At 56.9% G+C, this 13,116-nt stretch carries 9 protein-coding genes; 4 read left to right on the top strand and 5 right to left on the bottom strand.

Translation table 11 applies throughout. The features are described from left to right. Nucleotides 1–86: 86 nt before the first annotated feature. From serS to lrp, 5 genes are all read right to left on the bottom strand, one after another. Complete coding sequence (gene serS / locus M8013_RS19400; RefSeq protein ID WP_271269409.1) at nt 87–1,379, bottom strand: serine--tRNA ligase; 1,293 nt, start codon at nt 1,377–1,379, stop codon at nt 87–89. A gap of 93 nt (nt 1,380–1,472) precedes the next feature. Further along, nucleotides 1,473–2,816 carry a replication-associated recombination protein RarA gene (gene rarA, locus M8013_RS19395; protein WP_271269408.1) on the bottom strand — a complete coding sequence of 448 codons (1,344 nt, stop codon included), beginning with the start codon at nt 2,814–2,816 and terminating at the stop codon, nt 1,473–1,475. Nucleotides 2,817–2,825: 9 nt separating this feature from the next. Further along, nucleotides 2,826–3,440, bottom strand: a complete 615-nt coding sequence (gene lolA, locus M8013_RS19390; protein ID WP_271269407.1) for an outer membrane lipoprotein periplasmic chaperone LolA — start codon at nt 3,438–3,440, stop codon at nt 2,826–2,828. 131 nt (nt 3,441–3,571) lie between these two features. After that, nucleotides 3,572–7,324, bottom strand: a complete 3,753-nt coding sequence (ftsK, locus tag M8013_RS19385) for a DNA translocase FtsK (RefSeq protein ID WP_271269406.1) — start codon at nt 7,322–7,324, stop codon at nt 3,572–3,574. A 133-nt stretch (nt 7,325–7,457) separates the two neighbouring features. Then, nucleotides 7,458–7,952 carry a leucine-responsive transcriptional regulator Lrp gene (gene lrp, locus M8013_RS19380; protein WP_002439523.1) on the bottom strand — a complete coding sequence of 165 codons (495 nt, stop codon included), beginning with the start codon at nt 7,950–7,952 and terminating at the stop codon, nt 7,458–7,460. 142 nt (nt 7,953–8,094) lie between these two features. On the opposite strand from lrp, the gene M8013_RS19375 reads away from it, so the two are divergent. The 4 genes from M8013_RS19375 to cydC all read left to right on the top strand — a co-directional run bounded on the left by M8013_RS19375 (nt 8,095) and on the right by cydC (nt 13,073). Beyond that, a complete protein-coding gene (locus tag M8013_RS19375; RefSeq protein ID WP_271269405.1) occupies nt 8,095–8,526 on the top strand; it encodes a hypothetical protein in 432 nt (143 codons plus the stop codon). Continuing rightward, nucleotides 8,504–9,472, top strand: coding sequence for a thioredoxin-disulfide reductase (trxB, locus tag M8013_RS19370; RefSeq protein ID WP_271269404.1), 969 nt, complete (start codon nt 8,504–8,506; stop codon nt 9,470–9,472). Before M8013_RS19375 ends, trxB begins: the two co-directional genes overlap by 23 nt. Nucleotides 9,473–9,585: 113 nt before the next feature. After that, nucleotides 9,586–11,352: a heme ABC transporter permease/ATP-binding protein CydD gene (gene cydD, locus M8013_RS19365; RefSeq protein WP_271269403.1), complete on the top strand. Its 1,767-nt coding sequence runs from the start codon at nt 9,586–9,588 to the stop codon at nt 11,350–11,352. After that, nucleotides 11,352–13,073 carry a heme ABC transporter ATP-binding protein/permease CydC gene (gene cydC, locus M8013_RS19360; protein ID WP_271269402.1) on the top strand — a complete coding sequence of 574 codons (1,722 nt, stop codon included), beginning with the start codon at nt 11,352–11,354 and terminating at the stop codon, nt 13,071–13,073. Before cydD ends, cydC begins: the two co-directional genes overlap by 1 nt. Nucleotides 13,074–13,116: the final 43 nt, after the last annotated feature.

Raw genomic sequence — 13,116 nt, 5'->3', positions numbered from 1 at the left:
ACTACTTTGGAAGTAAGCGGTATTGCCTGATGTCAAAAGCGGGGCATAAAAAAAGCGCCCGCAGGCGCTTTTTTCGTTAAAGCAGATTAACCGATGTACTGTTGGCCTTTCATGTAAGGGCGCAGTACTTCAGGAATTTCGATGCGTCCGTCAGCCTGCTGATAGTTTTCCAGCACCGCTACCAGCGTACGTCCAACAGCCAGACCCGAACCGTTCAGAGTATGAACCAGACGGATTTTCTTGTCAGACTTGTTGCGGCAACGCGATTGCATACGGCGAGCCTGGAAATCCCCGACGTTGGAACAGGAGGAGATTTCACGGTAGGTGCCCTGCGCCGGAACCCAGACTTCCAGGTCGAAGGTTTTGCAGGCGCTAAAGCCCATGTCACCAGTACACAGCGCCAGGCGGCGGTATGGCAGACCCAGCAGCTCCAGCACTTTTTCAGCATGACCGGTCATCTCTTCCAGCGCAGCCATAGACTCTTCCGGGCGTACGATCTGGACCATTTCGACTTTGTCGAACTGGTGCATACGGATCAGACCACGGGTATCGCGACCATAGGAACCCGCTTCAGAACGGAAGCACGGTGAGTGTGCAGTCAGTTTGATCGGCAGATCGTCTTCGTCGATGATTTCGTCGCGAACAAGGTTGGTCAGCGGCACTTCTGCGGTTGGGATCAACGCATAGTTGCTGCTGTCGGCTTCTTCATCCAGCGGACGGGTGTGGAACAGATCGCCGGCAAATTTCGGCAGCTGGCCTGTGCCGTACAGCGTATCGTGGTTAACCAGATACGGAACGTAAGTTTCGCTGTAGCCGTGCTGCTCGGTGTGCAGATCCAGCATGAACTGGGCCAGCGCGCGATGCAGGTGGGCAATCTGCCCTTTCATCACTACAAAACGGGAACCGGTCAGCTTAACACCCGCGGCAAAATCGAGGCCTGCGTGCATTTCGCCGAGGGTGACATGGTCGCGCACGTCAAAATCGAACTCGCGAGGCGTGCCCCAGCGTTTCACTTCGACGTTGTCATTTTCGTCTTTACCGACAGGCACACTGTCGTCAGGGGTGTTCGGGATAGCCAGCGCGATGTTGCGGATTTCCGCGAGCAGTTCTTCCAGCTCAGCCTTCGCCTGGTCCAGCTCTTCACCGAGTTTGTTCACTTCCAGACGCAATGGCTCAATGTCTTCCCCGCGCGCTTTTGCCTGGCCGATGGATTTCGATCGAGAGTTACGCTCTGCCTGCAAGTTTTCGGTTTGTACCTGCAAAACTTTACGACGCTCTTCGAGAGCGCCCAGCTTATCTACATCCAGCTTAAAGCCCCGGCGTGCCAGTTTTTCAGCGACTGCGTCTGGCTCGTTACGCAACAGATTGGGATCGAGCATGCTTATCCTGTGCTTATCGAATTAAAAAATAGGAGGAAATGACCGCAGCCTGCGATCATCCGATAGGTTACCAACATTACCGCAACGATTGCCCTAACGGTAGCGTTTTATAGGGCTATTTTGATCCTGTCCGGCCAACCAGGCGAGCTTTTCGCCAATCTTGCCCTCAAGCCCCCTGTTTGATGGATGATAATAACGCGTTTGTGCCATTTCCTGCGGAAAATAGGCTTCTCCGGCAGCATACGCGTTGGGTTCATCATGCGCGTAGCGATACTCCTGACCGTACCCCATCTCTTTCATCAGTTTGGTCGGGGCATTGCGCAGATGGACCGGCACGTCGTAGTCAGGCCGCTCGCGGGCGTCGGACATCGCGGCCTTGAATGCGGTATAAACGGCATTACTTTTTGGCGCACAGGCCAGATAAACAATCGCCTGCGCAATGGCGCGTTCACCTTCCGCAGGCCCTACCCGGGTAAAACAGTCCCAGGCGGATATCGCCACCTGCATGGCGCGCGGATCGGCGTTACCGACATCTTCCGAGGCAATAGCCAGACAGCGGCGCGCAACGTACAGCGGATCGCCCCCGGCGGTAATAATGCGCGCATACCAGTACAGGGCGGCATCAGGTGAACTGCCGCGCACCGATTTATGCAGCGCGGAGATCAGGTCGTAGAAACGGTCGCCTTTATTGTCAAAACGCGCGCTGCGCTCCCCGGCGATTTCAGTGAGCAGGGCCGGTAGTAGCACACGCTTGCCACTGGTATCAGACTCGGCCATGTCGGCCATCATCTCCAGCGTGTTCAGCGCCCGACGTGCATCGCCGTTGACCAGCTCCGCGATAGCGCGGCGGGTTTCGTCAGGCAGAACGATATCTTGCCCGCCGTAGCCGCGCGCTTTATCGTCCATCGCCTGCGTTAACACTCGTTCAATGTCTTCGGCAGTGAGCGATTTAAGCAGGTACACGCGGGCGCGTGACAACAGCGCAGAGTTCAGTTCAAACGAGGGATTTTCGGTGGTGGCGCCGATAAAGGTGATGGTGCCGTCTTCGATATGCGGCAGGAATGCATCCTGCTGGCTCTTATTGAAGCGGTGGACTTCGTCGACAAAGAGGATTGTGCGGCGACCGGCATTGCGGCTTTGGCGCGCACGTTCAATCGCTTCACGGATCTCTTTCACCCCGGAAGTGACGGCAGAAATGCGCTCGACGTCAGCATCCGCATAGCGGGCGATGACTTCGGCCAACGTGGTCTTACCGGTACCCGGCGGCCCCCACAGGATCATCGAATGCAGATGCCCGGCCTCTATAGCACGCGGCAAGGGTTTGCCCGCAGCCAGCAGATGCTGCTGGCCGATGTATTGCGCTAAATTTTCTGGCCTCATACGGGCGGCCAGAGGTTGAAACGCATTATCTGAAAAATCGAGCGACAGGTTACCCACTCACGCCTCTTACTTGTTACGTTGGTCATCCACCGTTACGCCCTTCGGCGGAGTAAAGGTGAATTTTGATGCATCAATGGCACCGTTTTGCTGTGATTTCAGCTGATAACTGCTGCGCTGTTCGTCCTGCTCAACGGCGCTGAACTGATTGATGGTGCCATTCGCGCTAACGTTGATGGTGAACTGCTTCAGGTTGCCGCTGCCGCCTTTTGGCGTCAGGATAAAGTCATCGCCATTCTGTTTAATGTTGTACTGCTGCCAGTCGCTGGTCTGATTACGGGCGATCAGCATAAACGGGGTGTTGCTGGTGGCATCTTTCAGCCAGGTCGCCGTAGCCTGCTCAACAAACGGGTTAAAGAACCACAGGGTTTGTCCGTCAGAGACGAGAATGCTTTCATCCGGCTGCGTCATATGCCAGTTGAACAGATTCGGACGTTTAACCCACAGATCGCCCTGACCTTCTTGCACAGCGTTACCGCTGCCGTCAGTCACTTTCTGAGTGAAGCTGGCGTGGAAGCTGCTGACTTTATCCAGACGGCTTTTCAGATCGCTGGCGGCATCAGCCCAGACGCTGCTTGCCACGAGGCTGGTCAGTAATGCACAGGTGATAGCGATTTTTTTCATTGTTATTCCTTACAAGACGTCATCCCGATATGGGAGCTTTCTGTCAACTATTCTGGACCTGCCCGCAGGCAGGCGACAGAAGAAAATGCTTAAATTTTGCTGATTTACCCATCTTTGCAATCGCGGGCGAATCACTCAAACGGTGGCGGTGCCAGCACTTCACGGTTACCGTTATGGCCCTGCTCGCTGACGATCCCCTGCGCTTCCATCTGCTCGATAATACGCGCCGCACGGTTGTAGCCGATGCGGAACTGGCGCTGGACCCCGGAGATCGACGCTTTGCGTTTTTCGGTGACGAAATTGACGGCCTGGTCGAACAACGGATCGAGATCTTCACCGCCGTCAACACCGCCGCCACTGCCACCTTCGCTTTCGCTGTCAGAGGTGATGCCATCAACGTACTGTGGACGGCCACGTGCCTTCCAGTCCTGCACCACGGCATGCACTTCCTGGTCACGGACAAACGCGCCGTGAACACGCACCGGCGAGGTGGAGTTCGGCCCGGAATAGAGCATGTCCCCCATGCCGAGCAGTGATTCCGCACCGGACTGATCGAGGATGGTGCGGGAGTCGATTTTGCTCGATACGGTAAAGGCGATACGGGTCGGGATGTTGGCTTTAATCAGACCCGTGATCACGTCTACAGACGGACGCTGCGTCGCCAGCACCAGGTGGATCCCTGCCGCACGCGCTTTTTGCGCCAGTCGGGCAATCAACTCTTCCACTTTCTTGCCGACAGTCATCATCAGGTCGGCAAATTCATCCACCAGCACCACGATATACGGCAGTTTTTCCAGCACCGGATGCTGGGCATCCATGCTGTCACCCGGTTTCCAGTACGGATCCGGGATTGGACGTCCCATCTTGGCCGCTTCCGCAATAATATCGTTATAGCCTGCGAGGTTACGCACGCCCAGTGCCGACATCAGCTTGTAGCGGCGTTCCATCTCGTTGACGCTCCAGCGCAGGGCGTTGGCCGCATCTTTCATATCGGTGACCACTTCGGTCAGCAGATGCGGGATCCCTTCATAAACCGACAGTTCCAGCATTTTCGGGTCGATCATGATGAAACGCACATCTTCCGGCTGGGCTTTGTACAGAATGCTGAGGATCATGGCGTTCACGCCGACAGACTTACCGGAACCCGTGGTACCGGCCACCAGCAGGTGCGGCATTTTTGCCAGATCCGCAATCACCGGTTCACCGGCAATATCTTTACCCAGCACCACGCTCAACGGCGATGGGTTATCACGGAATTTGGCGTTATCGAGGACTTCACGCAGGTAAACGGTCTGGCGCTTTTTATTCGGTAGTTCCAGTCCCACATACGGTTTACCTGGAATGACCTCGACCACGCGCACGGCAACGGTCGACAGCGAACGCGCCAGGTCACGGGAGAGGTTTGAAATACGCGCGGCTTTAACACCTGGCGCAAGGTTCAGCTCAAAGCGGGTGATCACCGGGCCCGGAGAGTAGTTCACCACGTCCGCTTTAATACGGAAGTCGGCAAGACGTAGCTCAACCAGACGTGCCATCTGATCCAGTGCAAAGGTATCAACCGGTTCGACTTCCGTCGGCGGCGGCGTAAGCAGATCAAACGACGGCAGCGGCGTGGTCGGTCTCTGAAGCGGACGACTGTCACCGTTACGCATCAGCAGCGGGTGAATCAGGCTCTGCTGCGGCTGAACCTGCGGCTGCGGTGGCTGAACCTGCGGCTGCGGTGGCTGAACCTGCGGCTGCGGCATCTGCACAGGCTGCTGCGGTTGTGTGACTTGTTGCGGCTGAGCGAATGGCTGCGGCTGCGCATATTGCTGCGGTTGCTGCACCGGCGGCGCGGCCACGGCAGGCTGCGGTGGCGTATAAGCCTGGCGCGGCGGCTCGGCGTCTGGCATCACGCCCGGAGTGAACAGCGGTTCACTTGGGGTATCATCCACCAGATCTTTCATGGGTGAAAATTCGAAGTCTGCCAGCGAGAACGGACTCGCCCCTTTGGGCTGTTCCCCGGCATAGCGCTGCTGCTGCGTCGCGGCGAACTGTCGCGCCAGCGCCTGCTCTGCGGCGTCGTCATCTTCTTCCTGCTGATAATGCTTTGGCTCAGGCTGAGACTCTTCGCCATAACGCTGCTGTTGCTGCTGGGCAAACTGGCGCGCCAGCTCATCCTGCTGCATCTCATCCGCATCATCATTGTACTGGTCGTCGTCGTACTGCTGACGCCCCTCCTCACGTGCTTTCTCCTCTTCAGCCATGCGCTGCGAAGGCAGTTTAATGCCAAAAGAGGCCAGCTCACGGCGAGTCGGGACGCGCACACGGTTAGGGCGCGGCAGCTGCGGGCCAATGCCCTCTTTGACCTGCGGACGCGGTGCGCCACTTGACGCCAGGTTAAATAACGGCGCGGCGGCGCTTGCCGCAGCGGTCGCCTGCTGCACGCTTGCGGCCACAGGTGCCACCGCAGCAGCGGCAGATACCGGATCAAACGCCGGTACAGGAACAGAAGGGATCTCAGCCGGTTTTACCACGGCAGGTTCCTGAGCCGGCTCGGGAATCGGCTGATACCAGGCCGCCAGCTGTTCGCGCTCGCGGGCGCGCTTTTCTTCCACTTCTTCAAAGTAGTAGAGCGGCGGACGGGTCGCTTTCACCTCTTCGACAGGCGGTTCTTCCACCGTCGGCGGAGCCATAACGGGCTCGGGCTGCAGCGGTTCGTACTGTGTATATACCGGCTCTGGCTGGTAAACCGGCTCAGGCTGGTAAGGTGGCTGCCACTGCTCTGGCTCGGGCGCAATGACCGCGTCAGAGACAGGCACCCCAGGGACGGTTTGCCATTCAACCACCGGCGATTGCAATGGTGCATCAGGAATACTCGGCGCAGGGATCACCGGATCTACCGGTGCGGCATACACCTGGGTGGCCGCAGTTGCGGCAGCAGCGGCCGCGATCGGTTCAGCGACCGAGTGGCCGTTCAGAAGCGGATCGTACTCATCATAGTCAGACGTCAGCGCGCGGTTGCCGGAAAACAGCACGTCATCCGGATCGGCCGCGACGCCACGGGCGCTGTACGCCACCTCGTCGTCGTCCATACGTTTACCGGAAAACAGCGCGGCATCCGTTTTGCGACCTAATGGATTGGAAAATTTCTCGGCCACGCTTTTACGGCGCGCCAGCGCGCCACGCAGAATGCGGGCACGACGAGATTCCCGGTGCTCAACGGCCGGCTCATCTTCATCGTAGTCATCTTCATACTCTTCGTCGTTGACCCAGGTGTCATCACGACGGGTGCGATTACTCGCAAAGGTCAGGATATTGAGGATCACGCTGCCGAGCTTTTCGGCAATGCTGACCCAGGACCAGCCGGTGAACAGCGTCAACCCTGCGCCCCAGACGCATAGCAGTGCAATGGTACCGCCGCTACTGTGCAGCATCGGCTGCAGCGCGGTACTCAGCAGGCTGCCGATCACGCCACCCGAGGCGAAATACCAGATATCGTCGGCGTTAATTGCCGCCAGGCCGCAGGAAGTCAGAAGCAATGCCAGCGCACCAATCAGGCGCAGCGAGACGGCAAAATAGTCGATATAGTCATCGTTCTGACGATGGCGCCAGGCAAACCAGCAGCCGCCGATAATGATCACCGGCAGGGTGTAGGCCATCACGCCAAAAATAAAGAACAGCGTATCGGCAAGCCAGGCACCAGGAACGCCACCCAGATTATGGATAGGCTCATGCCATGCGGTTTGCGACCAGCTGGGATCGGAAGGATTGAAACTGAGTAAGGCCGCCATCAGCCAGACGGCAAACAGGGCAACAAGCAGCAATAACGCCTCAAGGAGTCGGCGTCCACTGCTCAGTTTGGTTAAATTGACTTCTTTGTCTTCGGTGTATTCCTGGCTCAAGAAAGGCTCTCCAGGTATCAGGCATTTCCGGCCTGAGTGCTAAAACGGACAACAGTGCCGGGATCCCGACACTGTTGCTGTATGGATTAACAGGAGTGTAATCAAAGTACGCTCATATTGCACCTGTTCCGTGTTAGCGCGTCTTAATAACCAGACGATTGCTCTGTTTGACTTCTTCCATTACCACATAGGTACGGGTGTCGTTCACGCCAGGCAGTCGCAGCAGGGTTTCACCCAGCAGCTTACGATAAGCGGACATATCAGGTACACGGGTTTTCAACAGGTAGTCGAAATCGCCGGAAACCAGATGACACTCTTGAATTTCTTCAAGTTTTTGCACAGCGGAGTTAAATTGCTCAAACACATCCGGGGCGCCACGATTCAGAGTAATCTCAACAAATACCAGAAGTGAGGCATCCAGATAATGCGGGTTCAGCAGAGCTGTATAGCCCTGAATAAAACCCTGTCTTTCCAGTCGGCGCACACGCTCAAGGCACGGCGTCGGGGAAAGTCCCACACGTTTTGAAAGCTCGACGTTGGAAATACGCCCATCCTTTTGCAACTCATTAAGAATGTTACGATCGATGCGGTCGAGATCTTTGCCAGGGCGCTTCTTGCTATCTACCATTATTATTGTCTCTCTGTATTCCTTCCCTAACTCCTGCCAGGACCCTGTGCACTTCACTGTTCAGAGTCTTTCCCCGTTATTAATCGCATCACCTGTGTTTTAGTTTGCGCGATGTCGATTGGGGTTATGTGGTAAGAAGACCGTGCCCAAAGGCAGCCATCAACATCACGTATGGCATCTGTCCACACCATGCGTAGATTTCGCTGACCCGGTAAAAATGGTGATTTTGTGCATGACTATGCGTTACACAAAGACCGCTTTTTTTTCTTCCTTCAATGTTTTCGCAAAAGCGCAGGGGATTGTCAAAGCAAAACATCGAATTTTAGTACAACATGCCGGATATTCATTGCGACCGGCGATTAATCCTCACCTTATCGACGACGTTTCGACCGATTGCCCGGCGGGGCTGGCGATAAAATCACCACCTCTCAACAGCGACTCATTGCCCTCCTCTATTACAACCATCGTTAACAAAATCGCAGTGCTCTTTTTTTACGGCAACAAATTCCCTACAATCCGTGAAAATATCTGCAAACAACAATGGGGATCTCATGGTCACGGCCAAACACAGTAAACTGCTCATCCTTGGTTCTGGACCTGCGGGATATACCGCAGCGGTCTATGCTGCACGCGCTAACCTGCAACCGGTACTGATTACGGGCATGGAAAAAGGCGGTCAGTTGACCACCACCACTGAAGTAGAAAACTGGCCAGGCGATCCTGAAGGCCTGACCGGGCCGCTGCTGATGGAACGTATGCATGAGCACGCTGCCAAATTTGATACCGAAATCATTTTTGACCACATCAACAAGGTCGATCTGCAGAACCGTCCGTTCCGCCTGATCGGCGACAACGCAGAGTACACCTGTGACGCGCTGATCATTGCCACCGGCGCTTCTGCCCGTTACCTGGGTCTGCCTTCCGAAGAGGCGTTCAAAGGCCGTGGCGTTTCTGCCTGTGCGACCTGTGACGGTTTCTTCTACCGCAATCAGAAAGTGGCGGTCATCGGCGGCGGCAACACCGCGGTTGAAGAAGCGCTTTATCTGGCGAACATCGCCTCTGAAGTGCACCTGATCCACCGCCGCGATACTTTCCGCGCTGAAAAAATCCTGATCAAACGTCTGATGGATAAAGTGGCCAGCGGCAACATTGTGCTGCACACCCACCGCACGCTGGAAGAAGTCACCGGCGATCAGATGGGCGTGGCGGGTCTGCGTATTCGTGACACGCAAAACACGGACAACGTCGAGACCCTGGAAGTTGCCGGTCTGTTTGTTGCCATCGGCCACAGCCCGAATACCGGGATTTTTGACGGTCAGTTGGAACTGGAAAACGGCTACATCAAAGTGCAGTCCGGGATCCATGGCAACGCCACCCAGACCAGCATCCCTGGCGTTTTCGCCGCAGGCGATGTGATGGACCATATTTACCGTCAGGCAATCACCTCTGCCGGAACCGGCTGTATGGCGGCGCTGGATGCCGAACGTTATCTCGACGGATTAGCCGACCAACGTAAATAATCTTTACAAGTCAGCTACAAACGTAAAAAAGGCGGCGATAAGTCGCCTTTATTGTCTCTGCGTTGTAACATTGCCGTGCCCAATACCTAATAACGTCACCTGCTAAGCACGCAATGGAAAAAACCCGTCAACAAGAGCTGACTCGCTGGCTCAAGCAGCAAAGTGTACTTTCCCGCCGCTGGCTGAATATCTCCCGCCTTTTGGGGTTTATCAGCGGCCTGTTGATTGTCGGTCAGGCCTGGCTTCTGGCCCGCATTCTTAATCACATGATCATGGAAAATATTCCGCGAGAAGCGTTGCTCCTGCCGTTTATCGTGCTGATCCTGGTGTTTATCCTGCGTGCCTGGGTGGTCTGGCTGCGTGAGCACGTGGGCTTCCACGCCGGACAAAATATCCGCTACGAAATCCGCCGCCAGGTGCTCGACAGGCTGCATGATGCAGGGCCCGCCTGGATTCAGGGCAAACCTGCCGGAAGCTGGGCAACGCTTATTCTCGAGCAAATCGATGATATGCATGATTACTATGCCCGCTATCTGCCACAGATGGCACTGGCGGTGTTTGTGCCAGTGCTGATCGTGCTCGCCATCTTGCCTTACAACTGGGTTGCCGCGCTGATCCTGCTCGGGACCGCCCCGCTGATCCCGATGTTTATGGCGATGGTCGGGATGGGTGCCGCAGATGCTAACCGCCGCAACTTCCTGGCGCTGGGTCGTCTCAGCGGCCACTTCCTCGACCGCCTGCGCGGGATGGACACGCTGCGCATCTTCGGTCGCGGTGAAGCCGAAACTGAGAACATTCGTCAGGCGTCGCAGGATTTTCGTCAGCGCACCATGGAAGTGCTGCGTCTGGCCTTCTTATCTTCCGGGGTGCTGGAGTTCTTCACCTCACTGTGTATAGCCCTGGTAGCGGTTTATTTCGGCTTCTCCTATCTGGGAGCCTTTGATTTTGGCCACTACGGCACGGCGGTCACCCTTTCTGCAGGTTTCCTGACGCTGATCCTCGCACCGGAGTTTTTCCAGCCGCTACGCGATTTAGGCACCTTTTACCATGCTAAAGCGCAGGCGGTTGGCGCCGCGGATAGCCTCAAAACGTTCCTTGAAACGCCCCTCGCCCATCCGCAGCGTGGCGACGTGACGCTGAACGCCAACAGTCCGGTCAGCGTTGAAGCAGAGGATTTTTGCGTCCTGTCGCCAGAAGGTAAAGTGCTGGCCGGGCCGCTTAATTTTACCCTTTCTGCAGGTCAACGCGTGGTGCTGGTCGGCACCAGCGGATCGGGCAAAAGCTCCCTGCTGAATGCGTTATCCGGCTTTATGGCCTACAGCGGCTCGCTGCGCATTAATCAGACCGAGCTGTCGGCTCTGGATCCTGATGAATGGCGCAAGCACCTGAGCTGGGTCGGCCAGAACCCGCAGCTTCCGGCGTCAACCCTGCGCGAAAACGTGCTGCTGGCGCGCCCGGATGCACGAGACGACGAACTGCAGTCGGTCCTTGACCGTGCCTGGGTCAGCGAATTTCTACCCCTGCTGCCGAAAGGCGTCGATACGGTGGTCGGCGATCAGGCCGCCGGTCTGTCCGTGGGTCAGGCGCAGCGTATCGCCCTCGCCCGCGCCCTGCTTAACCCTTGCCAGCTGTTACTGCTGGATGAGCCCGCCGCCAGCCTGGATGCGCACAGTGAACAGCGCGTGATGCTGGCGCTGGATGAAGCATCCCGGCAGCAAACCACGCTCATGGTAACTCACCAGCTGGAAGGCATCGCCCACTGGGATCAGATCTGGGTGATGGAGAATGGTCGCCTCGTCGAGCAGGGTGACTACGCAACGCTCGCTGCGGCGCAGGGGCCTTTTGCTGCCCTGTTGGCCAACCGTCAGGAGGACATCTGATGCGTGCCTTACTGCCTTACCTGGCGCTGTATATGCGCCACAAATGGATGCTCACCCTCGGCATCGTGCTGGCAATCATTACGCTACTGGCCAGTATCAGCCTGCTGACGCTCTCCGGCTGGTTCCTGTCGGCCTCCGCGGTGGCCGGGTTTGCCGGGCTTTACAGCTTCAACTATATGCTGCCTGCTGCAGGCGTACGCGGAACGGCGATAACCCGTACTGCCGGGCGTTATTTCGAGCGAGTGGTCAGCCATGACGCCACATTCCGGGTGCTACAGCATCTGCGCATCACCACTTTCAGCAATCTGCTGCCCCTCTCCCCTGCCGGGCTAGCGCGCTATCGCCAGGGCGAACTGCTGAACCGCGTGGTCGCGGATGTGGATACGCTCGATCACCTATACCTGCGCGTGATCTCCCCACTGGTGGGCGCGTTTGTGGTGATCGTGGTGGTCACGCTGGGGCTCAGCATGCTGGATGCTACCCTTGCACTGGCGCTCGGCGGGATCATGCTGTTGACCCTGTTTTTACTGCCGCCGCTGTTTTATCGCGCCGGGAAATCGACCGGAGAAAATCTGACCCGTCTGCGTGGCGAATACCGCCAGCAGCTCACCTCCTGGTTGCAGGGTCAGGCGGAGCTGACGATTTTCGGTGCCAGCCGCCGCTATCGTGCGCAGATGGAAAATATCGAGATGAGCTGGCACGAGGCTCAGCGTAAGCAGTCAGAACTGAGCGCCCTCTCCCAGGCTTTGATGCTGTTGATTGGTGGTTTTGCGGTGATCGCTATGCTGTGGATGGCCTCTGGTGGCGTGGGTGGGAATGCGCAACCGGGTGCTTTGATCGCCTTGTTTGTGTTCTGTGCTTTGGCCGCATTTGAAGCCCTCGCGCCCGTTACCGGTTCGTTTCAGCATCTGGGGCAGGTCGTGGCGTCTGCATTGCGCATCACGCAAATCACCAGCCAGCAACCAGAAGTGCAGTTCAGCACCACCTCCTCCGACGTGCCTGAGCGACTGGCGCTGCAACTGACGGACGTCAGCTTTGCCTACGAAGGTCAGACGCAGCAGGCGTTGGACAACGTTAATCTGACGATCCCCGCTGGCGCACACGTCGCGGTGTTAGGACGTACCGGCTGTGGCAAATCGACGCTGTTACAGCTGCTGACCCGCGCCTGGGACCCTGCGCAGGGCCAGATTCACTTCAACGACACACCGCTGATGCAGATCGGCGAACAGGCTTTGCGTCAGTCGGTGAGCGTAGTGCCGCAGCGCGTGCATCTTTTCAGCGCGACCCTGCGCGATAACCTGCTGTTAGCTGCCCCCGGCGCAGCGGATAGCGAATTAAGCGCGATGCTCGCCAAAGTGGGTTTACACAAGCTGCTGGAAGACGAAGGTTTGAACAGCTGGCTCGGCGAAGGCGGACGTCAGCTTTCTGGCGGTGAACTGCGTCGGCTGGCGATTGCACGCGCGTTGCTGCATGATGCGCCGCTAATGCTGCTGGATGAACCTACCGAGGGTCTGGATGCAACAACTGAGCGACAAATCCTTGATTTACTGGCGAAAGAGATGCAGGGCAAAACGCTGCTGATGGTGACGCACCGTCTGCGCGGGCTGGCGGATTTCGATCAAATTATTGTGATGGACAACGGAAAAATTATTGAGCAAGGTAGTCATGCAGAGCTGTTGGCGAAACAGGGCCGCTACTACCAGTTTAAACAACGTCTGTAGTCTATATTTGAACCGATCCCTGCTTCGCGTACTGGAGTTTTGT

Source organism: Silvania confinis (assembly GCF_025564085.1).
Classification (GTDB): domain Bacteria; phylum Pseudomonadota; class Gammaproteobacteria; order Enterobacterales; family Enterobacteriaceae; genus Enterobacter; species Enterobacter confinis.
This window is presented reverse-complemented; position numbering and strand designations above follow the sequence as displayed.

What these genes read in the sequence shown, in the direction of transcription:
- serS (WP_271269409.1), bottom strand. Translation starts at nt 1,379, where the DNA reads ATGCTCGATCCCAATCTGTTGCGTAACGAGCCAGACGCAGTCGCTGAA.
- cydD (WP_271269403.1), top strand. Translation starts at nt 9,586, where the DNA reads ATGGAAAAAACCCGTCAACAAGAGCTGACTCGCTGGCTCAAGCAGCAA.
- cydC (WP_271269402.1), top strand. Translation starts at nt 11,352, where the DNA reads ATGCGTGCCTTACTGCCTTACCTGGCGCTGTATATGCGCCACAAATGG.
- lolA (WP_271269407.1), bottom strand. Translation starts at nt 3,440, where the DNA reads ATGAAAAAAATCGCTATCACCTGTGCATTACTGACCAGCCTCGTGGCA.
- trxB (WP_271269404.1), top strand. Translation starts at nt 8,504, where the DNA reads ATGGTCACGGCCAAACACAGTAAACTGCTCATCCTTGGTTCTGGACCT.
- lrp (WP_002439523.1), bottom strand. Translation starts at nt 7,952, where the DNA reads ATGGTAGATAGCAAGAAGCGCCCTGGCAAAGATCTCGACCGCATCGAT.